Annotated in this window: 16 protein-coding genes; 4 read left to right on the top strand and 12 right to left on the bottom strand. The window is 75.7% G+C overall.

Features of this window, described 5'->3' with window-relative positions:
* The first annotated feature begins 159 nt into the window (after positions 1-159).
* Positions 160-534, top strand: a complete 375-nt coding sequence (locus AC559T_RS22225) for an RDD family protein (protein WP_071065401.1) — start codon at positions 160-162, stop codon at positions 532-534.
* A gap of 194 nt (positions 535-728) precedes the next feature.
* Here the strand turns inward: AC559T_RS22225 and AC559T_RS22220 are convergent, their stop codons facing one another.
* From AC559T_RS22220 to AC559T_RS22200, 5 genes are all read right to left on the bottom strand, one after another.
* Entirely contained in the window at positions 729-1,742 is a 1,014-nt protein-coding gene (locus AC559T_RS22220) for a DUF4191 domain-containing protein (RefSeq protein ID WP_498869983.1), read from the bottom strand.
* Positions 1,743-1,798: 56 nt separating this feature from the next.
* Entirely contained in the window at positions 1,799-2,077 is a 279-nt protein-coding gene (locus AC559T_RS22215) for a hypothetical protein (protein ID WP_131626779.1), read from the bottom strand.
* A gap of 201 nt (positions 2,078-2,278) precedes the next feature.
* The gene (lipA, locus tag AC559T_RS22210) at positions 2,279-3,265 is read right to left on the bottom strand and encodes a lipoyl synthase (protein WP_112105679.1); all 987 of its coding nucleotides are present in this window, start codon (positions 3,263-3,265) and stop codon (positions 2,279-2,281) included.
* Positions 3,262-4,044, bottom strand: coding sequence for a lipoyl(octanoyl) transferase LipB (gene lipB, locus AC559T_RS22205; protein ID WP_198541404.1), 783 nt, complete (start codon positions 4,042-4,044; stop codon positions 3,262-3,264). The genes lipA and lipB overlap by 4 nt, the downstream gene beginning before the upstream one ends.
* Before the next feature lie 82 nt (positions 4,045-4,126).
* Positions 4,127-4,876 (bottom strand): Type 1 glutamine amidotransferase-like domain-containing protein, encoded by a 750-nt coding sequence (locus tag AC559T_RS22200; protein ID WP_498869995.1) that lies wholly within the window; start codon positions 4,874-4,876, stop codon positions 4,127-4,129.
* A 146-nt stretch (positions 4,877-5,022) separates the two neighbouring features.
* Between AC559T_RS22200 and AC559T_RS22195 the strand changes: the two genes are divergently transcribed.
* Positions 5,023-6,897, top strand: coding sequence for a protein kinase (locus AC559T_RS22195; protein WP_498869982.1), 1,875 nt, complete (start codon positions 5,023-5,025; stop codon positions 6,895-6,897).
* Positions 6,898-6,924: 27 nt separating this feature from the next.
* Here AC559T_RS22195 and AC559T_RS22190 read toward each other — a convergent pair whose 3' ends face one another.
* From AC559T_RS22190 to AC559T_RS22175, 4 genes are all read right to left on the bottom strand, one after another.
* Positions 6,925-7,836: a TIGR01777 family oxidoreductase gene (locus AC559T_RS22190; RefSeq protein ID WP_498869981.1), complete on the bottom strand. Its 912-nt coding sequence runs from the start codon at positions 7,834-7,836 to the stop codon at positions 6,925-6,927.
* A 304-nt stretch (positions 7,837-8,140) separates the two neighbouring features.
* The gene (sucB, locus tag AC559T_RS22185) at positions 8,141-9,595 is read right to left on the bottom strand and encodes a 2-oxoglutarate dehydrogenase, E2 component, dihydrolipoamide succinyltransferase (RefSeq protein WP_498869980.1); all 1,455 of its coding nucleotides are present in this window, start codon (positions 9,593-9,595) and stop codon (positions 8,141-8,143) included.
* A 100-nt stretch (positions 9,596-9,695) separates the two neighbouring features.
* The gene (gene lpdA / locus AC559T_RS22180; RefSeq protein WP_071065371.1) at positions 9,696-11,078 is read right to left on the bottom strand and encodes a dihydrolipoyl dehydrogenase; all 1,383 of its coding nucleotides are present in this window, start codon (positions 11,076-11,078) and stop codon (positions 9,696-9,698) included.
* Between the two features lie 284 nt (positions 11,079-11,362).
* Positions 11,363-12,958: a leucyl aminopeptidase gene (locus AC559T_RS22175; RefSeq protein WP_498869979.1), complete on the bottom strand. Its 1,596-nt coding sequence runs from the start codon at positions 12,956-12,958 to the stop codon at positions 11,363-11,365.
* Between the two features lie 192 nt (positions 12,959-13,150).
* Here AC559T_RS22175 and gcvT point away from each other — a divergent pair, with 192 nt between their 5' ends.
* Entirely contained in the window at positions 13,151-14,248 is a 1,098-nt protein-coding gene (gene gcvT / locus AC559T_RS22170; protein ID WP_071065369.1) for a glycine cleavage system aminomethyltransferase GcvT, read from the top strand.
* 85 nt (positions 14,249-14,333) lie between these two features.
* Here gcvT and AC559T_RS22165 read toward each other — a convergent pair whose 3' ends face one another.
* The 3 genes from AC559T_RS22165 to cobT form a co-directional block, all read right to left on the bottom strand.
* On the bottom strand, positions 14,334-15,524 hold the full coding sequence (locus tag AC559T_RS22165) for an alpha/beta hydrolase domain-containing protein (protein ID WP_498869994.1): 1,191 nt from the start codon (positions 15,522-15,524) through the stop codon (positions 14,334-14,336).
* A gap of 440 nt (positions 15,525-15,964) precedes the next feature.
* Positions 15,965-16,792 (bottom strand): adenosylcobinamide-GDP ribazoletransferase, encoded by an 828-nt coding sequence (gene cobS, locus AC559T_RS22160; RefSeq protein WP_071065398.1) that lies wholly within the window; start codon positions 16,790-16,792, stop codon positions 15,965-15,967.
* A gap of 7 nt (positions 16,793-16,799) precedes the next feature.
* Positions 16,800-18,176 carry a nicotinate-nucleotide--dimethylbenzimidazole phosphoribosyltransferase gene (cobT, locus tag AC559T_RS22155; RefSeq protein ID WP_498869978.1) on the bottom strand — a complete coding sequence of 459 codons (1,377 nt, stop codon included), beginning with the start codon at positions 18,174-18,176 and terminating at the stop codon, positions 16,800-16,802.
* A 138-nt stretch (positions 18,177-18,314) separates the two neighbouring features.
* Between cobT and AC559T_RS22150 the strand changes: the two genes are divergently transcribed.
* A complete protein-coding gene (locus AC559T_RS22150) occupies positions 18,315-22,520 on the top strand; it encodes a DUF4062 domain-containing protein (RefSeq protein ID WP_498869993.1) in 4,206 nt (1,401 codons plus the stop codon).
* The last annotated feature ends 33 nt before the right edge of the window (positions 22,521-22,553 follow it).

The raw sequence follows: 22,553 nt of genomic DNA, 5'->3' as shown, positions 1-22,553 counted from the left end.
GTTCGTGACGGTACGTCATCGCCCGGTTGGCGCGGGATCGCCGCATAGGCTTGCGCCGTGGGACGCGCACTCGGAGGTTGGCTGGAAGGGCCCGGGCTGCCTCGGGACACACCACCCGGAGCCCGACTCGGGCTCCCGGCGGAGGGCCCCGGTTCGGTGGTGGGGTTCGGTCCCCGCCTTGTCGCCTATGCCGTCGACGCGGTGATAGCGAACCTGCTGGTGGGAGTCCTGTTCCTCGTCGGCGTCAGCGCCGCGGGGGATGCGCGCGGCTTGGCCGTGTACGGAGCGTTCCTGCTCGAGGAGCTCCTGCTGGTCGCCGTCGTCGGGCAGACCATCGGCATGCGGCTGGCGGGCATCCGGGTCATCCGGGTGCGCGACGGGGCGCGCCAGAGCTGGCCCTGGATCGTCGTGCGGACACTGCTGCTGGCGCTGTTCATCCCGATCTTCATCTGGGACCGCGACCTGCGTGGCACCCACGACCGCGCCGCCGGAACGGTGGTCGTGCGCGACCCGGTCACCTCACCGACGACCTGAGCCCGCGCGGAGCCCCGAGCCGCACCACCGGACGGCCCGGTAGGCCCGGGGGGTGCCGGCCGTGCCGGTTCAGCCGCCCCGTGGCGGGACGGTGCCGGCGGCGGGACGGCACCCCGGCAGCACCGGGGCCGGCGAACCGGGCCCCGGACGGTCGGGGCCCGGTCAGTCGGGGTTCGGGCAGTCGGGGTGCGGGCTCAGCGGAGCCGGCCGCCGCGGGGGATGTTCCGCGGGATGGGGCCCTTGGGGATCGGCAGCGCCGGGGCGCTGACGGCCTTCAGCCTGCGATCGAGGGCGTCCACATCGCGCTTGCGCAGCTCGCGGCGCAGCCGCATGAGCGTGCTCTGCAGCTTCGGCAGTGGGATCTCGCCCTCGCCGTTCCCGACGACGTAGTCGAGCAGCGGCGCCTCGCCGACGATCTTGCGGATGCGGCGCTTCTCCGCGACGAGCAGCTCGCGCGGGCCGCGCCCGCGACCCTCCGCGATCAGGATCACGCCTGCCCGACAGACCACGCGGTGGACCACATCCTGATGCCGGTTCACGCCGACGGCGGGGGTGAGCCGCCAGTCGCCGCGCATCCGCTCGACGACGCCGGCGGCGGCGCCCGGCTTGCCCTCCATCTCGGCGTACGCGGTCTTCTGGACGCGCCGGCTGAACACGTTCAGCGCGACGACCAGCCCGAGCAGCACCGCGATCGGCAGCCACACGTACAGCGGGCCGACGAAGACCCCGAGGATGACGCCGACCGCGATCGGGCCGGCGAGCCCGAGCAGGCTCAGCCACAGCACCCGCGGGTCACGCTGCTTGGTGATCTTGTATACGAGGCGGATCTGCGCGAGCCTGGCGCGCGCCCCACCAGGCTCGCCGCCGCCACCACCACCAGCGGGCGGCGGCGGTGTAGCGGCCCGCGCGTTCCGGCCGGCCTTGGCCGGCGGGTCGGACGGACCGCTCTGGCCAGCCTGGTCGGACCTACCGGCCCGGCGGGCCCTGCCACCGGCCTTCGGGGATCCACCCTTGGGGGCGCCGCCGGTCGGCCCGCCCGCCTTCGGGTCCCCAGCCTTCTGGGCACCCCCGCGCGCGCCCGCGCGTGACCCGGCCGCACCCGTTCCACCCGGCCGGCGGGCGGCCCCGCCACCCGTCGTTCCGCTTCCACCCGCGGCCGCGAGCACCGGCTCCCCGCCGGCTCCGGCCGGCTTCTTCCGCAGCGCCATAGACGCGAGCCTACGGCCTCGAACGGGGTGCCTGGCGACTGCTCCGGTAACGGAGGTCAGGAACGGGCGGCGGCCGCCGCCCGTGAGCGCACCGGCGAGACCCGTGGCGCCGAGATCCGGGGGACGGGGAACGTGGCCCGGGCCGGCGGCGCGGGCGGCGGGGCGGGGGAGGGTTCGAGTGCGGACACGGAGATCTGGTCGACCCAGCGGTAGCCGGTGGTGACGTGCAGGTCGGTGGCGGCGCGCCAGGCGTTGTGGCGCGCGGTGCGCTGCCCGCCATGGGGCAGGACGAGAAGAGTCAGTTCCTCGAGTGCGCTGAGGAGTGAGCGGAACACGGTGTCGACGACCTCCCGACGCGGTCGTGGCGCCCGAGGCGGGAGGAGCTCCCGCCGGAACAGCACCGAGTGTGAAGGGCGCAGATGTCGCCGCGATGTCCGCAAGGTGGCGACGACCCCTGCGCAACGGCGAATCTCGTGACCGCCGTGTGACGCAGAGCCGAGCTTAGTCGCTCGCGGTAGTCGCCACCAGTCGAGTCATCACCTGGCGTGAGAGTCGTCGGACACACTTTCGGGCAGATCAGCCTCTACAGTGGCAGTATTACTACGTACGGTGACTGCCTGGCGGTACAGGCGTCCGGCGCGGTACGACGACCGGACGAGCGGACCGGACAGCACACCGGCGAAGCCGATGCCGGTGGCGCGCCGCTCCCACTCCACGAACTCCTCGGGTCGCACCCAGCGCTCCACCGGGTGATGTCGGGGGGTCGGCCGCAGGTACTGCGTGACGGTGAGCAGGTCGCAGCCGGCCTCGTGCAGCGCGGTCATAGCCTCGGAGACCTCGTCGTCGGTCTCGCCGAGCCCGAGGATCAGGTTCGACTTGGTCACCAGGCCGGCCGCCCTGGCCTGGGTCAGGACGTCCAGCGAGCGCTCGTAGCGGAACCCCGGCCGGATCCGGCGGAAGATCCGCGGAACCGTCTCCACGTTGTGCGCGAGCACCTCCGGCTCGGCGGCGAAGACCTCGCCGAGCTGCTCGGGACGGCCGCCGAAGTCCGGGATCAGCACCTCGACCCCGGTGCCCGGCGACCCGGCGTGGATCTGCCGGACGGTCTCGGCGTACAGCCACGCCCCGCCGTCGGGCAGGTCGTCGCGGGCGACACCGGTCACCGTGGCGTAGCGCAGGCCCATGGTCGAGACCGACTCGGCCACCCGGCGCGGCTCGTCGACGTCCAGCGGGGCCGGGCGGCCGGTGTCGATCTGGCAGAAGTCGCAGCGGCGGGTGCAGACGTCCCCGCCGATCAGGAAGGTGGCCTCGCGGTCCTCCCAGCACTCGTAGATGTTCGGGCAGCCGGCCTCCTCGCACACCGTGTGCAGGCCGGCCCCGCGGACCAGGTTGCGCACGTCGGTGTACTCCGGACCGGTGCGCATCCGGGTGCGGATCCACGGTGGCTTGCGCTCGATCGGCGTCTGCGCGTTGCGCGCCTCCAGCCGCAGCAGCGGCCGGCCTTCGGGAGCGACCGCGGTCATCGGTGAACCTTCCCGCCGGCGAGCCCCGCGCCGATCAGATCCGTGTCGGACGTTCCCGCCGTGGCTGCCCTGCCCGCGGTGCCCGCCGTGTCCGTGCCGGCCACCTTGCCCGTGCTGTCCTCCGCGCCTGCCGGCCGGCGGCCGGCCTCGGCGGCCAGGCCCGTGGCCAGGTAGTCGGCGAGCGCGGTGAGCATGTGCCGTTCGACCACCGGGCGGGCCTCGGCCACCGGCAGCGGCCGGCCCAGCTCCCTGCTCAGGCTGGTCACGCCGGCGTCCGAGATCCCGCACGGGACGATCCGACCGAACGCGGCGAGCGCGGGATCGCAGTTCAGCGCGAAACCGTGGTTGGTGACCTTCCAGCTCACCCGGACCCCGATGGCGGCGAGCTTGCGCAGGCCGTCGGATGTCCACACGCCCGTGCGCCCCTCGACCCGCCGGGTCTCGAGACCGAACTCGGCGCAGGCCGCCATCAGGCCGGCCTCCAGTGCCCGTACGTAGGCCACGACGTCCAGCGGCATCGGGAGCCGCACGATCGGGTAGCCGACCAGCTGCCCCGGGCCGTGCCAGGTGATGCCGCCGCCGCGGTCGACGTCGACGACCTCCGTCCCGTCGACCGGGCGGTCACCCGCGCCCGTCCGCCGGCCCGCCGTGTAGACGTCGGGGTGTTCCAGCAGGATCAGCGTGTCGGAGCCGCGTCCGTGGCGGCGGTCATCGGCCAGGGTCCGCTGCATCTCCCAGGCCTCGCGATAGGGAACGACACCCAACCGGAGGACATCCACGTCCCGAGCGTACGCCCGCGGGCCGGGGCAGCAGGGCCACATGGGGATCCGTCGGGAGCTGTCAGGAGCCGGATCGCCGCGGCTACGGCGCCTGGTCCGCCGCGGTCCGCGGATCGGGGAGGAGCCTGGCCGGGACCCGGGTCTCGACGGCCGTCCCGGCCGGGCCCGGCTTGACCCGCCAGGCGTGGGCGTCCGGCCGGTCCGCCACCGCCTCGACGAGCTCGGTGCCGCGGAAGTGCAGGCCGGCGCCGTCGTCGGTCGCCCACCCGGCGGGCAGCGTCCCCTCGGCGACGAGGCGCTGGTAGAGCGGCCGGCGCGCAGGCTCGGAGTCGTAGTGCGGGGTGTTGCTGTGCGGCAACAGGCCCAGCCCGTTCGTCACCGGGCACAGGTCGGGGCCGAACGAGTCGGTGGTGCCGCCGGTGTGCCAGCACAGCGAGCCGGCGGAGACCCCACCCAGCACGACCCCGGCCTCCCACACCTCGCGCATGATCCGGTCCAGGCCGTGCGCCCGCCACACGGCCAGCAGGTTGGCCACGCTGCCGCCGCCGACCCAGACGACGTCCTGCGCGAGCAGGTGGGCCCGGATGTCGGCGACGTTGGGCATCGGGAACAGCGCGAGGTGGGAGACCACGACGTCCGGCCGGTCCCGGCTCAGCGCCGCGTACCCGCGGGCGTAGGCGGCCTGGTCGTCGCCCAGGGCGGTCTGCAACAGGCACAGCCTGGGACGTCCGGCGGGGGCGGCGAGCTCGATCGCGTGATCCAGCAGTGGTCCGACCCGGGCGCCCCACCGCCCGTCGGGCCGGAAGCCGCCGCTCGTCGCGAGGATCTGCACAGATGACTCCTGGTTGACCGGCCCCGGGGGCGTCCCGGGGCGCCCGTCCGCGCCCGGCGGCGCGCCGCCGCCGCTCGAGAGGAAGTTATCCACAGCAGGGGAAAGAGTCCTGCAGAGGTGGTCGGATCCGCCTAGCGTCGACGTTCGTGACCTTCACCGACGATTCCGGCGATCGGCTGGGGCGGCACGGCGGCGAGCCCGTCGTGCCGGGAATCCTCCTGCACGGCCGCCGATACGACGCCGGCGCCGGCGAGGTCTGGGCCGGCCGGATCGAGCGGCTCGGCATGGACGTGACCATCCGCTACGTTCGGTTACCGGCCGACTCGCTGCTGCGCGCCGAGGCCTTCGACGAGGCCCAGCTGCTGCTCGGCATCCGCCATCCGCACCTGGCCTCCGTGGTGGACGTGATCCGCACACCCGACGGCCTGGCCGTCGCCACCGAGCCGGTGCACGAGGCGGTCAGCCTGTCCCGGCTGCTCGGCGCGCGGGGTCGGCTCGACCCGGGCGAGGTCGTCACCATCGGCCTACCCGCGGCGCAGGCGCTGGCCGAGGTGCACGCGGCCGGTCTGCACCACGGCGGGCTGACCGCCCTGGACATTCTCCTCGAGCCGAACGGGCGGCCGGTTCTCACCGGCGCCGGCATCGCGGCCCTCACCGACCCGGGCGTGTCCGCCTCGGAGGACGTGCACGACCTCGCCGACCTCCTGCTCGGCGCGATGCGCCAGGCGACGGGGCCCGACGCCGCCGCGGTCGCCGTCGCGGTCGCGATGGCCCTGGTGGACGACCCGCGTCGCCGCCCCTCGGCCGCCGAGCTCGCGGCCGGGCTGGCCCGCAGCGCCACGCCGCTTCCCGTCCGGATGACGGACGTGCCACCCGGGGCAGCAGGGGTTGTCGAGGTCGACCCGGAGCCCGGCCGGCCCGCGGACGGCGGGAACGCCGCTCCGGTCGACCAGGGCGACCTGCTGGATCCCGACGAGAGTCTCCGGGGCGAGGCCGGCGACAGCGACGACCCGGACCCGTGGTCGGCAGCCGAGGACGTGGCGTGGCCGGGCGACCCGGCCACGGGCGACCGGGGCTTCGAGGGCGACCCGGGCTCCGCGGCCGGCCCACCGGAAACCCCGCGGCCCGCCGGTCGGGATGATCCCTACGGTCTGTACCTCGCGACCGGTCAGGTGATCCCGGACGAGGACGAGGAGCCACCGCCGCCCGGCGCGGGCGGCCCGGCGCCCAGGGAGGCCGACGCCGAGGGCATCCGGCCGCCGCATGACGGGCGGACCGCACCGGCCGAACCAGCCGACCTGGTGGGCTCGCTGCGACCGGTGAACCACGACCGGGCCGGCACCCGCCGCCGCGCCGGCCGGGCCGCGGCGCCCGCCCGCGCCCGGGGCACCACCCACTCCCCGGCACCGCGCGCGGCCAGGGCACGCCGGGCAGCGGGGGAGCGGGCCGGCGGCCGGCGGCGGCACCCCGTGTTGTTCCCGGTGCTCGCGGGCGTCGGTCTGGTGATCGTCGCCATCGCCGCGCTCCTGCTGGCCCATGACTCCGGGTCGGACGCCACCCGTCAACCCGTGCCCACCGGGAGCACCGCCCGCGCGGACCCGACCGCGAGCCCCGTCAGCGGGCAGACCCCGGAACAGGTGTGGCGAGCCGTGCTCGACGAGCTCAACACCGCCCGCAGCAAGGCCTTCGAGCGGGCGGACGAGACCGCCCTCGGCCTCGCGGACGCGCCCGGCAGCGCCGTCCTGGAGTCGGACCGGGCATCGATCCGGGAAATGGTCCGGCGACGCGGGCGCTCCACGCCGGTGCGGATCGAGATCGTCGACGTCGTGGTTCGTGAGGAGGAAGCCGACCGGGTGGTCCTACGGGTCACCGAGATCGTGGGGGCCTACGACTTCGTCGGCGAGGCGGGCGATGTGCTGGCCCAACAGCCGGCCAGCCCGCCGGAGACGAAGGATCTCACCCTGTGGCGGACCGAGGCGGGCTGGCGGCAGGCCGAGAGCGTCAAGACGGCCCCCGGCTGAGCGAGCGGCCGGACCCGGCGGCCCGGTTCAGGCGCCGCGGTGCACGGCATCGGCCAGTGCCGTGGCGAGGTCGGAGTGGTTGAACCGGAACCCGGCGTCGACCAGCGTGGCCGGCGCGAGCCGCTGGGAGGCGAGTGGTCCCTCGTCGGCGAACTCGCCCAGGGCCAGGCGTAGTGCGAAGCGCGGTACCTGGGCGAAGGCCGGGCGCTGTAGCGTCCGCGCCAGCGCCGACGTGAACTCCGCGTTCGTCACCGGGGTGGGCGCCACCAGGTTGACCGGCCCGCGTACTCCGTCGGCCTCCAGGAGGAAGCACAGCGCGTCGACGGTGTCGGCCAGGCTGATCCAGCTGAGCCACTGGCGCCCCGAGCCCAGCCGGCCGCCGGCTCCGCGCCGGAAGATCGGGAGCAGCCGTTGGAGGGTCCCACCGCGCCCGGAGAGGACGATGCCGGTGCGCACCCGGACGACCCGGATGCCGGCATCCTGCGCCGCTGTGGTCGCGTTCTCCCAGTCACGGGCGAGCTCGGCGAGGAAGCCGGTGCCGGGCGGGGCCGTCTCGTCCAGCGCGGCGCCGGCCGAGCCGGCGTTCGTGCCGTACCAGCCGATGGCGCTGCCGGAGAGCAGGACCCGCGGGCGCGGGTCGAGGCCGGCGAGGGCCTCGGCGAGCAGGCGGGTGCCGTCGATGCGGCTGCTCCGAAGGGTCTGCTTGTAGGCGGCGGTCCACCGGTGGTCGCCGATGCCGGCGCCGGCCAGGTTCACGACGCCGTCCACGCCGGCCAGGGCGGCGGCGTCCAGCGTGCCGGCCGCCGGGTCCCAGCGGATCTCGGACGGGTCGCGCGGCGGGCGCCGGACGAGGGTGACGACCTCGTGGCCGTCCCCGCGCAGCGCGGGCAGCAACGCCGAACCGATCAGCCCGGACGAGCCGGTGACGGCGACCTTCATGCGTCCGGGACCCCCATCCGACCCTCCTGGACCTGGAGTCCGTGGCACGGCGACCCCGGGGCCCGGACGTCACCCTAGCCGGCCGCGGCCACCTGCGCCGCCGGACCGCGCCGGCCGCCGGACCGGGCAGGCGGGGCGGACGGGTCGGCCGGGTTTCGGGCGCCGGCGCGGCACGTTCTCCCGCACCAGGCCCGGCGTGTCTCCCCGCGAACGACAGCGGCGGCCGGGTGGGCCCGTGGACCCGCCCGACCGCCGCCGGCCCTGCCTGCCTGCCTTGCTGGTGCCTACAGCGCCGAACTCGTGGCTACAGCCCGAGCTCGGCCTCGAAGGCGCCTTCCTCGAGACGGCTGGCGATCGCGGTGAGGAACCGGGCCGCGTCGGCGCCATCCACGATCCGGTGGTCGTAGGTGAGGGCCAGGTAGACCTTCGACCGGATGGCGATCACCTCGCCGAGCTCGGGATCGGTGACGACGGCCGGGCGCTTCACGACCGACCCGGTGCCCAGGATCGCCACCTGCGGCTGGTTGATGATCGGGGTGTCGAACAGGGCGCCGCGGCTGCCGGTGTTGGTCAGCGTGAAAGTGCCGCCGCCCAGGTCGTCCGGGGACACCTGGTTGGCGCGGGTCCGCGCGGCCAGCTCGTCGATCTTGCGGGCCATCCCGCTGAGGTTCAGGTCGCTGGCGTTGTGGATCACCGGGACGACCAGGCCACGGTCGGTGTCGACGGCGATGCCGAGGTTCTCCGAGTCGTGGTAGGTGACCGTGCCCGCCTCCAGGTCGATGCTGGAGTTGATCCCCGGGTGCTCGCGCAGTGCCTCGCACGCGGCCACCGCGAAGAACGGCAGGAACGACAGCTTCACGCCCTCGCGGGCCTGGAAGTTCGCCTTGGCCCGCTCGCGCAGCTTCGCGATCCGCGTGACGTCGGCCTCCACGACGGTGGTGAGCTGCGCGCTGACCTGCAGCGACTCGACCATCCGACGGGCGACCAGCGAGCGCAGCCGGGTCAGCTTCTCGGTGCGGCCACGGGGCGCGGTGGACGCGGTCGGCGCGGCGGCGGGAGCCGGCCGGGCGGCCGCGGGCGCCGTGGGCGCCTGCGCCGGGGCGGGAGCGGCCGGCGCAGCCGGAGCGGCGGGGGCGCTGGGAGCCGCGGCCGGCGCGGAGCCGCGGGACTTCGCCGCGTCCTGGATGTCCTGCTTGGTGATGCGTCCACCCGGGCCGCTGCCGGTGACCGAGCCGAGGTCGACGCCCAGCTCCGCGGCCATCTTGCGGACCAGCGGCGTCACGTACCGGCCGAGACCGTCGGCGGCGGCGTCCGGGGCGGCGACCGGGGCCTGCGCGGGCACCGGCGTGACGGGAGCCGGCGGCGGAGGCGGTGCCGCCGCGGGAGCGGGCGCCGGCGCCGGCGCCGGCGGAGCGGGGGGAGCAGGCGGCGGGGGCGGCGCGGCGGCGGCAGGTGCCGGCGGAGGCTCCGGGGCCGCGGCGGGGGCCTCGGCGGGCGCGGCCGCCGCGCCGGCACCCGCGGCGCCGTCCTCGATGACAGCCAGCTCGACGCCGACCTCGACGGTCTCGTCCTCGGCGACCTTGATCGAGCCGAGCACGCCGGAGGCCGGCGCGGGGATCTCGGTGTCGACCTTGTCGGTGCTGACCTCGAGGAGCGGCTCGTCGGCCTCGACCCGCTCGCCTTCCTTCTTCAGCCAGCGGGTGACCGTCCCCTCGGAGACGCTCTCCCCGAGGCGGGGCATCGTGACGGATACTGACATGCTGACAACGACTCCTTCGTCGCGCCCGGCGCCCTCCCCACCACACCCGGTCGGGCCGGGCGGGGCGGACGCGGGCACCGCGGGCTAGCTGTGGACGTGCCTAGCTGTGGACGTGCAGTGGCTTGCCGGCGAGAGCGAGGTGCGCCTCGCCGAGCGCCTCGGAGAGGGTCGGGTGCGGGTGGAGGAGCTGGGCCACGTCGGCGGGGTATGCCTCCCAGTTGGTGATGAGCTGGGCCTCGGCGATGAGCTCGCCGACCCGGTCGCCCACCATGTGGACGCCGACGACCGGGCCGTCCGCAGCCGAGACCACGGTCACCGCGCCCGCGGAGCGCAGGATCCGTGCCTTTCCGTTGCCCGCCAGGTGGTATGTGGCGGTGTTGATCTCCCCGTGGCGTTCCCGGGCGGCGGCCGCGGTCAGACCCACGGACGCCACCTCGGGATGGGAGTAGGTGACCCGCGGGACGTTGTCGTAGTCGACCGGTACCGGGTCGAGCCCGGCGAGCAGCTCGGCCGCGAGGATGCCCTCGGCGAACGCGACGTGGGCCAGTTGTGGCCCGGGCCGGACGTCCCCGAGGGCCGAGACCGTGGGGATGTTCGTCCGCAGGTGCGTGTCGACGAGGACATGGCCGCGGTCCGTCGAGACGCCGACCTCGTCCAGGCCGAGGCCGGCGGAAACCGGGCCGCGCCCGACCGCGACGAGCAGGAGCTCGGCGTCGACGGTGGACCCGTCCTCCAGGACGACGGTCACGCCCTGGTCGGTGGTCTTCGCGCCCGCGAGAGGCACCCCGAGGCGCAGGGCGATGCCCCGGGCGCGGAACGCGCGTTCGAGCAGCTTCGAGCTGGCCTCGTCCTCGGCCGGGACGAGATGGCCCAGCGCCTCGACGATGGTCACCTCGGCGCCGAACGAACGCCAGACCGACGCGAACTCGCAGCCGATCGCCCCGCCGCCGAGCACCACCACCGACCCCGGGACGTGCTCCAGCGCCAGCGCGTCCCCGCTGTCGATGACCGTCCGGTGGTCGAGGTCGAGGCCGGGCAGCGTTCGCGCGGCCGAGCCGGTGGCGAGCAGCACGTGCCGGGCCTCGACCACCCGGTCGCCGACGGTCACCGCGGTCGGGGACACCAGCCGGCCGGTGCCCGTGACGACCTCGATGCCCCGGGCCCGGACCAGTCCGCTCAGGCCCTTGTACAGGCCGTCGACCACCGAGTCGCGGTATGCGCCGACCCCGGCCATGTCGATGCCGTCCAGGGTGGCCCGGATGCCGAAGGTCTCGCTGGCGGCGACGGTGTCGACGACCTCCGCCGCGTGCAGCAGCGCCTTCGTCGGGATGCAGCCGCGGTGCAGGCAGGTGCCGCCGAGCTTGTCCTTCTCGATCAGGACGACCCGCAGGCCGAGCTCGGCGGCGCGCAGCGCGGCGGCGTACCCGCCGCTGCCACCCCCGAGGACGACCAGGTCGACGGGACCGGCCGCTGTGTCCGCCACGCGAGGGATCCCTTCTTCGTCGACTTGCGGACGGGTGGGGTCACGGCCTGGCGGCGGGGAGGAGCGTGGTCGTCGTCCAGGTCGGTGAGCCCCGCCGGGGCGGCACCCGACCGCGGGACGGGCGTCCCGCCGGGTGACACGCTCCGGCCCGCCCAGTCTTTCACGACGAGGCGGTTGGACTGGACAGACTGCGCCGACTGTGCCGCATCACGCGACGTCCGTTCGTGTCACCCGGCCTCTCACCCGGCCTCTCGCGCGGCGGCGCGTGGCGGTGGCGCCGCACGTCACGGGGTGGTGGCGGCCCTGTCCTCGGCGAGCTGGACGAGGGTGCGCACGATGGCCCCGGTACCGCCTCTGGGCGTGTAGCCGTAGGGCTCGCCGCCGTTCCAGGACGGGCCGGCGATGTCGACGTGCGCCCAGGGGATCTCCTCGGGCACGAAGGCGGCGAGGAAGTGGGCGGCGAGCAGCATGCCCGCGTCGCGGTTCCCGCCCGGCGCCACGTTCGCCAGGTCGGCGACCACCGAGTCGAGGCTCTTGCGCAGCTCCGGCGGCATCGGCATCGGCCATACCGTCTCGCCGGCGCGCCCGGCGGCGGCGACCACCGCGTCGGTCGCCTCGGAGCGGCCCATCACCCCGCTCGTGCGGGTGCCCAGCGCGACGATCTGCGCGCCGGTGAGGGTGGCGACGTCAACGACGAGCGCCGGAGTGTCCTCGGAGGCGCGGGCCAGCGCGTCGCCGAGCACGAGCCGCCCCTCGGCGTCGGTGTTGAGCACCTCGACCCGCTTGCCGCCGCGCAGCGTGATCACGTCGGAGGGCCGGATGGCGTCGCCGGAGGGCATGTTCTCCGCGCACGGCATCCAGCCGGTCACGTTGAGCGCCAGGCCCAGCCGTGCGGCCGCGACGACGGCCGCGAGCACGGAGGCCGCGCCGGCCATGTCGCTCTTCATCCACTCCATGGACACCGGCGGCTTCAGCGACAGGCCGCCGGAGTCGAACGTGATGCCCTTGCCCACCAGGGCGAGGTCGGTGCCGGCCGGCTCGCCCCCGGCCGCCCCGGTGCCGGCGGCACCCTGGTAGCGCAGCCGGATCAGCCGCGGCGGGTTGGCCGAGCCCTGGCCGACACCGAGCAGGCCTCCGTAGCCGCCCTCGGCTAGCGCCTCCTCGTCGAGCACCGTCACCTCGACGCCGGCCGCGTCGCCACGCTCCACCGCGATCTCGGCCAGCCGGGCCGGCGAGAGGTGGCTCGGCGGGGTGTTCACCAGGTCCCGCACCAGCGTGACGGCCTCACCGATGATCGTCGCACGCTCCAGTGCGGCCTCGGCCGCCGCCAGGTCGGACGGGTCCTCGACCGTCAGGACCAGCTCGCGCACGGGTGCAGGCCCGTTCGGCGAGGTGCGCAGGCTGTCGAACGCGTAGGCGCCCAGCAGCGAGCCCTCGGCCGCCGCGCGCAGCGTGGACGCGGTGGGCCGCCCGGTGGCGAGCGCGAGCGTCGAGGCGACCCGGGCGGTGCCGGCGAGCGCGCGGACGGCGGCGCCGGCCGCGCGGCGCAGCGTCTCGGTGTCGGTGTCGGCGCTGGCACCGCCCGCTTCCTCACCCGCTCCGGCGGTACCGGCGGTGAACGCGGCGTGCTCCCCGACGCCGACCGCGAGCACGGTCGGGGCCTTCAGCGTCCCGAGCGTGGCGAAGCGGACGATGTCGCCGGTGGCTCCGGTCGCGCCGAGGTCGGCGAGGATCCGGGCCAGCCGGCCGCCGAGCGCCGCGTCGAGGGCGCCGGTCCCGCCGAGGGGCACCGGACCGTCGTCGCCCTTGGCCATTCCGATCACGACGGCGTCGACGTCGAGGTCGGTGAGGGCTGCGGAGGCGGCAGAGGTGACGGTCATGCTTCGAGCGTATTGGGCCCTGGGACCTGTGGCCTGGTGTGGCACCGAGGCGGTGGGCTGCCGGTGGCCGGAGGGGACAGCGGGAAATCGCCCCGTCACCGCGCCGTCATCCCGCCGGCCCGTGGCCACGTGGTCCCGTCCGGGCCGCCGCCGGCGTGCCGAAGTGACGTCCCGGGCGGCTACGCTGCCGGTATGGGAGAGCTGCGTCGGTCCCCGCTGCACGAACGGCACGTCGAGCTGGGCGCCAAGACGGCCGCCTTCGGCGGGTGGGAGATGCCGATCGAGTACGCCGGCCGGGGCGTGCTCGCCGAGCACGCGGCCGTCCGCGGCGCGGTGGGGATCTTCGACGTCAGCCACCTGGGCAAGGCCCGGGTCGCCGGCCCCGGCGCGGCCGAGTTCGTCAACACCTGCCTGACCAACGACCTGAGGCGGGTCGGCCCCGGCCAGGCGCAGTACACGCTGTGCTGCGACGAGACCGGCGGCGTCGTCGACGACCTGATCGCTTACTACTACGCCGCCGACAACGTGTTCCTCGTGCCCAACGCGGCCAACACCGCCGAGGTCGTCCGGCGGCTCGCCGCGCAGGCGCCCGCCGGCGTCGCCGTCACCGACCTGCACACCGAGTTCGCGGTGCTCGCGGTGCAGGGCCCCGCCGCGCCGGAGGTGCTGCGCAAGCTCGGCCTGCCCGCCGACGGTGCCTACATGAGCTTCGCCGACGCCGAGTGGAAGGGGCGGCCCGTCATCGTCTGCCGCTCCGGCTACACCGGCGAGGCGGGCTTCGAGCTCCTGCCGCGCTGGGCGGACGCGGTGCCGCTCTGGGACGAGCTGCTGACGGTGGTGACCGGCCTCGGTGGCCTGCCGTGTGGCCTCGGCGCCCGGGACACCCTGCGCACCGAGATGGGCTACCCGCTGCACGGCCAGGATCTCTCCCTGTCCATCAGCCCGGTGCAGGCCCGGTCGGGGTGGGCCGTCGGCTGGGACAAGCCGGCGTTCTGGGGCCGCGAGGCGCTGCTCGCCGAGCGCGCGGCGGGCCCGGCGCGGTCACTGTGGGGGCTGCGCTCGAACGACCGCGGCATCCCGCGCCCGCACATGCGGGTGAGCGGCCCGGACGGTGCCGAGCTCGGCGAGGTCACCAGCGGCACGTTCTCCCCGACCCTGCGGCAGGGCATCGGCCTTGCCCTGCTCGACCGCTCCGTGACCGCCGGCGACGAGGTGGCCGTGGACGTGCGCGGCCGCGTCTCGACGATGACGGTCGTCCGCCCGCCGTTCGTCTCCGCCTCTCCCAGATGACGCCGGCGGGCCGCGCCGACGCGAGCCGCCGGGCGGCCGGACTCCCGGGCGCCCGGCGGCCCGCCTCAGCGGGTGACGAGCGGTGTCAGCCGGTCACGCGTTCCGGCTCGGCGAAGTCCAGCAGGGCGGCGCGGTCCTCGCGCAGGACGAATCCGGCCTCGACGGTCTTGTCGGCGCTGGTGCCGTAACGCTGCTGGTAGGCCGCGCGGGTCGGGTACAGCTCGGCGACGCGGTCGGCGGGAAGTGGCGTGGTCGAGCCGAGCAGCAGGCAGATCGTCGACAGCTTCGGCCCGGGATCACCCGAGAGCACGTCGATGGGAACGTCGACGGGCGGTGTGCGGACACCACCGAGGGCGATGCCGTCCGCGTCACGGCGCACGCCCGGCAGCAGGCCTTCCGCCAGCTCGACGCGCGGCCCGGTGACCGGTGCCCGGCCGGTCTCCAGCCAGTCGGTGAGCCCCTGCAGGGCAGCCTTCGCGACCAGGTGCAGGGGACCGTTGTTGATCGGGACGCCGCAGTCGATCGAGGCCGCGTTGGCGCCGAGCAGGTGCGCGTCGGCGTGTGCGGTGCCGGCGACCTCCCACAGCCGGAAGCGGTCGCTGTCGGGCTGCCGGGCCTTGCTGGAGTTGAGGATGCCGGTCAGGTCCGACTCGGTCTGCACGTCGAACACGGGTGCCGTCTGGTCGGTCGAGAACCCGTCGCCGGGGTGCGCCAGCGAGCCGTACCGGGCCGGATCGATCGCCTTCAGTCCCTTGCCGGCGAGCTCCGAGCCGGGGCCGGGGGCCTGCACGAGAACCTGGCCGCCGATCACGCCGATCTGCTGCGCGGACACGCCGACCCAGACATGGCCCTGCCGGGTGATCTCCTCGTGCAGGTTGGCCCACTCGGGGTCGGCGTCCACCCCGCCGCTGACGTTCAGCCATTCGACGATCACAGTGCCGCTGAACTCCGCGGCCTGAGCCGGCCGGCGTACGAGGACCCGGGTGCGGTACGAGGCGCTCCCGTCGGGTTCGAACGTCCATCGGCCGTCCTGGGGGAGCCCGCCCACGGCGCGGTAGGACGACGCCGTCCCGGCCGCCGCGTACTCGTGCTCGACGTAGCCGGCCTGGGCCAGGTCCACCGTGACGGCGGCGCCGATGAACGGGCCGTTCCCACCGGTCAGCTCCTGCGACAGGTCGGCCGCGATGTCAGGCGGAGGTCCGCCCGGGCCGCCGCCCGGCACGGTCCAGCAGGCCGGTAACGCCAGCAGCGCGAGGCCCGTGAGCACCACCGCCATCGGCGCGCGCGCCGCGCGCCGCCGGGAGGGCGGCCCGCTCCCGGCCCCGACTGCGTTGGGGATCGGTTCCCGAACATGGCTGGGACGGAGTCTCACAGGTCCTCCTCGGCCCGCGCCCGGTACTCTGCGCGGCGATGCTCGCCGACTGTGCGTCGGTGGTGGCGACCAGTGAGTCACGCAGGGGCCGCGGCGGACAACGCTTCGCGAGTGGTACCGCGAGGCGCGAATCCTGCTGGGCGGGCCCCGAAAGGTCCTCCGGGAGTCAGGGCACCGATATCTACCAGCGGGTAACTTCGGGTCCGGTTCCGCGGCCGCCCGATCCGGATGATCGCTACGGGCTTTCGTCGCACTGGCACCAAGGTGCCGACCAGCCGCGGGCCGCGGCACAAGTCCGCGGAACTCCACCCGGGCCGTGATGCTGAGCTACGTCCGACTTGGTACTAGTCGAGGCCGAGGGAGCGCAGGACCGGATTCGGGATAGTCGACGCCATCGTCAGCAGGGTCACCATGGACGTGATCTCGATCGTGGCGCCGAGGGTGTCCCCGGTGATGCCGCCGAAGCGGCGCACCAGCCAGCGCCGTAGCGCGGTGGAGACGGCGACCCCCACGGCGACGGCGATGATCGCGCGGACGGCCCGGCCGGTGTCGCCGCCGTCGTAGTCGAGCCGGCCGGCCAGTCCCGCGACGACGAGGACGCCCACCGTGGCCAGCACCGCGTCCCGGCGCCGCACGGAGCCGGCGACCAGGGCGCCGAGCCCGTCCGGTCGGGCGGAGGGGATGCCCTCGACGCAGGACAGCGTGGCCGCGAGGCGGCCGGCCATCGCCGCGACGAGGATCGAGACGGTCCCCCGGTGGGCGGTGATCGCGACGCTGAGCGCGCTCACCTGGACGAGGACGACGAACAGGACGGTGATCGCCCCGAACGCGCCGATCGTCGACTCCCGCATCACGGCCAGCGCCCGCTCCCGCCCGCCGCGGACGCCGAACGCGTCCCCCACGTCGGCCAGGCCGTCGAGGTGCAGGCCGCGGGTGAGCAGGGCCAGCAGCGCCACCCCGAGCACGGCGGGCAGCATGGTCTGGGGGCGCTCGTGCGGGACCTTCGTGACGATGCGCGTCGTCACCACCAGCAGCGCGCTGACGAATCCGAGCACCAGGCCGACCAGCGGGGCGAGGGCCATGGCGCGCCCGGCGACCGTCCGGTCCAGGCGTTCCGGGCCGCGGACGGGCAACACGGTGAGCAGGGTGAAGGCCGCGCGCGCCTCGATCATCAGACGGTCACGGCGCGCTGCCGGCAGTGCCGCCCGCGCCCGGCCCATCGGCGCCCGGCCTGTCAGCGGCCGGTTCGGCAGGTGTGGGCCCGGTCTGGGTGGAGTCCGGCGTGATCAGGCCGAGCATCCCCAGGTCGAGTCCGGGCATGCCGGAACCGGTCGGCCCGGGGGCGGCCGGGCCGACCGTGGGCGGCTCGTAGCTGCCGGGGGCCCCTGGCTCGGGGTCACCCGGCTCGGTGTCTGTGGTGTCGGCGGTGTCGGGCGCGGCCGGCTCTTTGGCGCTCACCCCGGCCTGGTCGAACGTCGCCATCTCGGCCAGCGTGGCCTGCGCGGCCGTCAGCATCGGGACGGCCAGCAGCGCGCCGGTGCCCTCCCCGAGCCGCAGGCCGGCGTCCAGGAGCGGCTCCAGCCCGAGGTGGTCGAGGACGAGGCGCTGCGCCGGCTCGGTGGAACGGGTCCCCGCCACCCACCACCGCTTCGCCCCGGGCGCGATCATCTCGGCGGCCAGCGCCGCCGCGCAGACGATCACGCCGTCGAGCACGACGGGCGTGCGCCGCACCCCGGCCTGGACGAGGAGGCCGGCGAGCGCGGCGAGATCCGCCCCACCGGCGACCCGCAGAACGGAGCGAGCGTTGCCGGCGTACGGCCGGGCGCGGCGCATCGCGTCCCGGATCGCGGCCGTCTTGAGCATCCAGCGCTCGTCGTCGATGCCGGTGCCGCGGCCGACGACCTCGATCGGCTCGCGGTCGAGCAGCGTGCCCACCACGGCGGCGGCGGGCGTGGTGTTGCCGATGCCCATCTCGCCGGGGACGAGCAGGTCGGCGCCGGCGTCGATCTCCTCGTCGGCGATCAGCCGGCCGACGGCGAAGGCGGCGTCGACCTCGGCGGCGGTGAGTGCGTCGGTCCGGTCGATCCGCCCGCTCCCGCGCCGGACCCGGTACCGCTCGGGAGACGCGCTGCCGTCCGCCCCGCCCGCCGTGGTGGGCACGGGGGTGTCGACGGCGACGTCCACCACCCGCACCGACGCGCCGACCTGGCGGGCCAGCACGTTGACGGCCGCGCCGCCGGCGGCGAAGTTCGCGACCATCTGCGCGGTCACCTCGGACGGGAACGCGGACACGCCGGCCGTGGCGATGCCGTGGTCCCCGGCGATGACCACCACCCGGACCCGGCGCAACGGCCGCGGCGGGCAGGTGCCCTGCGCGCCGGCGATCCAGACCGACAGGTCCTCGAGGCGGCCCAGGGCGCCCGGCGGTTTGGTGAGCAGGCCCTGCCGGTGGCGCGCGGCCGTCATGGCCTCGTGGTCGAGGTCGGGGACGACCGGTACGGCGTCCGGCGCGAGCGCGGGCGCGGCGGCGGGTTCGGCGGCCGGGGTGATGTCCACTGGTCCTTATTACCTGATCGACGGAGTTCTTCCGGCACCCGCGTGGTTTCGGGTGACGACCGGCGCCGACCTGGGCGGCGTCGGCGAAGCGTCTGCGCGCCCTGCCGGAGGTGATCCGGTAATTTGCCGGATGTGTCTGTGCCGGAGGGGCTGCCGTCCGAACCGCCCGGCAGCCTCGCCGTGCCCGCCGCGCCGGACGTGGTGGCGGGGGGTTCGGTCGAGCTGCGGGGCGAGTCCGGGATGTGGCCCGCGGGGGTGGTCGCCCCGTGGGCGGGCGACCCGCGCGGCCCGGACCGTCGCCGGGTGATCTTCCTCAGTCACACGGCCGAGCTGCGGCGTTTCCCGCGGGACCGGTCGTTCGTGGCCGCCGCCGAGCGCGCCGTCGCGCTGGCCGGTGACCGTGTCGTCGACATGGAGTACTTCGGCGCGCGCGCCGACAACCCGGCCGAGTTCTGCGTCCGGCAGGTCCAGGAGAGCGACGTCTACATCGGTCTCATCGGGTTCCGCTACGGGTCGCCCGTCCGGGAGCTGCCGCACCTTTCCTACACCGAGCTCGAGTTCCAGGCGGCCACCGAGGCGGGCATGCCCCGCCTGGTGTTCCTCCTCGAGGACGACGCGGAGGTCCCCTTCCGCGAGTTCGTCGACCCCGCCTACGGCGAGCGGCAGGAGGCCTTCCGGGCGCGGCTGCGGGACGGCGGCACCATCGTCGCCGGGTTCCGGGACGGCCGGCTGGAGACCGCCGTGCTCGACGCCCTGGTCAAGCTGCGGGACAGCGAGCGGCGGGCGACCCGCACGCTGCCCGGGTTCGGCGACGTCCCCCCGGGCCCCCCGGGCCCGCGGCCCGTCCTCGTCCCGGGTCTGGGCCCTGGCGGTGGATGGCTGCGCCGCCCCTGGATGGTGCCGGCCGTCCGGGGGCTGGTGGAACGCCCGGAGCTCACCGAGGCCGTGCTGCGCCGGCTGCTGCCGCCCGCGAGCGCCCCGGACGCCCCGGCCCCCTCGGCCCCCCCGGTCGGCGCCGAGGTCGTCCCGCGCCCCGTCGTGCTCGCGGGCGCCGGCGGCTTCGGAAAGACGACGCTGGCCGCGGCCGTGTGCGGCAGCACGCGGATCGCCCGCCGGTTCGGCGGCGGGGTGCTGTGGGTGACCCTCGGCGAGTCGCTGGCCGGGGCGCACCTGGCCGACCGGATCAACGACCTGAGCGAGGCGCTGTCCGGGGTCCGCCCGACGCTGTCGGACCCCGAGCAGGCCGGGTTCCGCCTCGGTGAGCTGCTCGGCGCCGAGCCCCGGCTGCTCGTCCTGGACGACGTGTGGCGGCGCGCCCAGCTGCGCCCGTTCCTGCAGGGCGGGCCGGGCTGCGTCCGCCTGATCACCACGCGGATGCGCGGCCTGCCGCCGGACGCCGACGTCGTCCAGGTGCCCGCGATGGCCGACGGCGAGGCGGTCAGCCTGCTGACCAGGGATGTCCCCGCGCCGCTGCCCGACGCCGTCCTGCGCCGGCTGCTGGTGGTCACCGGCCGCTGGCCGGTGCTGCTCGCGCTGGTCAACCGGGCGGTCGTCCGCCAGACCCGGGACGGCATGTCGGTGCCCCGCGCGGCCGAGCGGGTGCTGCGCCGGCTGGAGCGGCGCGGCCCGACCGCACTGGACGTCAGCCGGGTCGAGGAACGGACGCTCGCCGTCGAGGCGACGCTGTCGGCGAGCCTGGGCCTGCTCACCGGCGACCGGCTCGACCAGTACCTCGAGCTGGCCGTCTTCGGCGAGGACGTGGAGATCCCGCGGGACGTCCTGGAGGCCTACTGGGCGGCGACCGGCGATCTCGACCCCGACGAGGTCGACGACCTGTGCCAGGAGTTCGCCGACCTTTCCCTCGTTGTGGCCTACCGGCGGGACCCGCCGTCGCTGGTGCTGCAGGACGTCCTGCGGACCTACCTGCGGGCCCGGGTCGGGGCGGAGCGCCTGCGCGAGCTGGACGGCGTCCTGTGCGACGCGCTCGCCGGCATGATCACCGGCGGCGCTGGCGGTGCTGACGACCCGGCCGGCGGGTCCGAGCCGGCCGGCGGGGTGCGTGCCCCGTGGTGGACGGCGCCGGAGCGGGCCGGCTACCTCTGGGAGCATCTCGCCCGGCACCTGGCCGGCGCCGGCCGGCACGACGAGCTCGCCGCGCTGCTCGGGGACCTGCGCTGGACGGTCGGGAAGCTCTCCGTCGCCCGGCTCGGGCCGGTGGCGGTCGAGGCCGACCTGGCCGTCGCCGGCAGGGTGCGGCCGGACGACCCGGTGCTGCCCGCGCTGAGCCGGGCGCTCGGGCAGAACGCGCACCTGCTCGGCCCCACCGAGCCCGCAGAGGCGCTGGGCACGACCCTGCTGAGCCGGCTCGACGGCATCCGCGCGCTCGAACCGGCCCGCGCCGCGCTGGCCCGGCGGCTGAGCGGGCCACGGCTGGTCAACCGGTGGACGCTGCCCGACCAGCCGCACCCCGCGCTGCGCCGGGTGCTGGCCGGCCACCACCGCCAGGTCCTCGCGCTGGCCGTCGCCCCGGACGGGTCGTGGCTGGCCTCCGCAGGCATGGACGGCACCGTCCGCACCTGGACGGTCGGCGCGGGCACGGCGCGCTCGGTGCTCACCGGCCACGTCGGCCAGGTGTTCGGCGTCGCGGCCGCGCCCGGCAGCGGCTGGCTCGTCTCGGCCGGCGAGGACGGCACCGCCCGGATCTGGGACGTCCCCGGCGACGATGTCCGTGGTGACGACGTCCGTGGCGACGACGTCCGCGGCGACCTGGACGACCCCGAGCCGGGTGATCCCGGCGACACCGGGGAGCGGGAGCGGCGGGGCCGGGATCCCGAGGGGGCCGACCCGGTGGCGCGACTCGTCCTGCGCGGGCACGACGGCCCGGTGAACGGCTGCGCGGTGACCGCCGACGGCACCGGTGTGATCACCGTCGGCGACGACGGCTCGTTGCGGACCTGGGACGCCACCACCGGCACGCCGAGGCTCGCGGTGCCGGTCACCGGCGGGCGGCTGCGCTGCTGCGCCACCGGGCCGGGCGGAGCCGTCGTCGCGACCGGCGGCGAGGACGGGACCATCCGGCTGCACGACCCGCTGACCGGCGAGATCCTCCGGCGGCTGGCCGGTCACGCCGGTCCGGTGCTTGCGCTGGCGTTCGGCCCGGACGGCTCCTGGCTGGTCTCGGCGGGCGAGGACGGCACGTTGCGTCGCTGGGACACCGCCGCCGGCCGCCAGACCGGGGTGCTCAGCGACGGCAGCCGCCCCGTACGGGCCTGCGCGGTCGCCCCGGACGGCTCCTACCTGGTGGCGCCGGCCGGGGACGCGATCTCCGTCCGGGATCTCCCCACCGGCGGCCAGCGGGCCGAGCTCACCGGGGCCACCGGGACGCGGGCCTGTGTCGTCGCCCCGGACGGCTCCTGGATCGCCTCCGCCGGGCGCTACGGCACGATCCGGGTCTGGAGCACCGGCAGCGACCTGCCGCGCCCGTCGACCGCGGGGCGCAACGAGGGGGCCCGCGGCTGCGCCGTCGTGGCCGGCGGCCTGGTGGTCTCCTCCAGCGACGACGGCACCGTCACGGCCTGGGACCCGGTCACCGGCGAGCCGGGCGCGGCGATGGCGGGCCTGCCCGGCCCGGCCCGCGGCTGCCGGGCCGGCCCCGGCGGGCGCTGGGTCGTGGTGTCGGCGCAGCCGACCGCGCTGCGGCTGTGGGAGCCCGCCACCGGCGTCGTCCGCGCCGTGCTGACCGCCGACGTGGCGATCCTCGGCTTCACCGTCTCCGCGGACGGCTCCTGGGTGGCCGGCGGCTGCGAGGACGGCTCGGTGCGGCTGTGGGACACCGAGTCCGGGGAGTGGATGGCCACCTTCGCCGGCCACACCGAGGGGGTGCAGGCCTGCGTCGCCGGTCCGGACGGCACCTGGCTCGCCTCCGGCGGGGACGACGCCACCGTGCGGATCTGGGACGTGGCGACCCTCGAGCAGCGCGCCTCGCTGCCCGGCCACACCGACCCGGTGCTCGGGCTGACCACCGACCCGGCGGGCCGCGTCCTGGTCTCGACCGGCGCGGACCACACCGTGCGGGTCTGGGAAGTCGTGACCGGGCGGGCGCTGGCCGTCCTGCACGGTCACGCGCACACGGTGCGGGAGGCGAGCTTCTCCCCGGACGGCGCCTGGCTCGCGACGGTCGGCGGGGACGGGTCGGTGCGGGTCTGGGACCCGCTGACCTGGCAGTGCCGCACGATGATCCGGTTCGAAGGCGCGGCCCGCGGCTGCTGCTGGCTGCCGGACTCCACGGGCCTGGCCGTCGCCGGCTCGGCCGGCCTGTACCTCTACAGCTTCCTGCCGGACTGAGCGATCCGTCCCGACCGGCGTGGACGGACGTCT

The sequence above is a fragment of the Frankia sp. Hr75.2 genome (assembly GCF_949319125.1).
In the GTDB taxonomy this organism is placed as follows: Bacteria; Actinomycetota; Actinomycetes; order Frankiales; family Frankiaceae; genus Parafrankia; species Parafrankia soli.
This window is presented reverse-complemented; position numbering and strand designations above follow the sequence as displayed.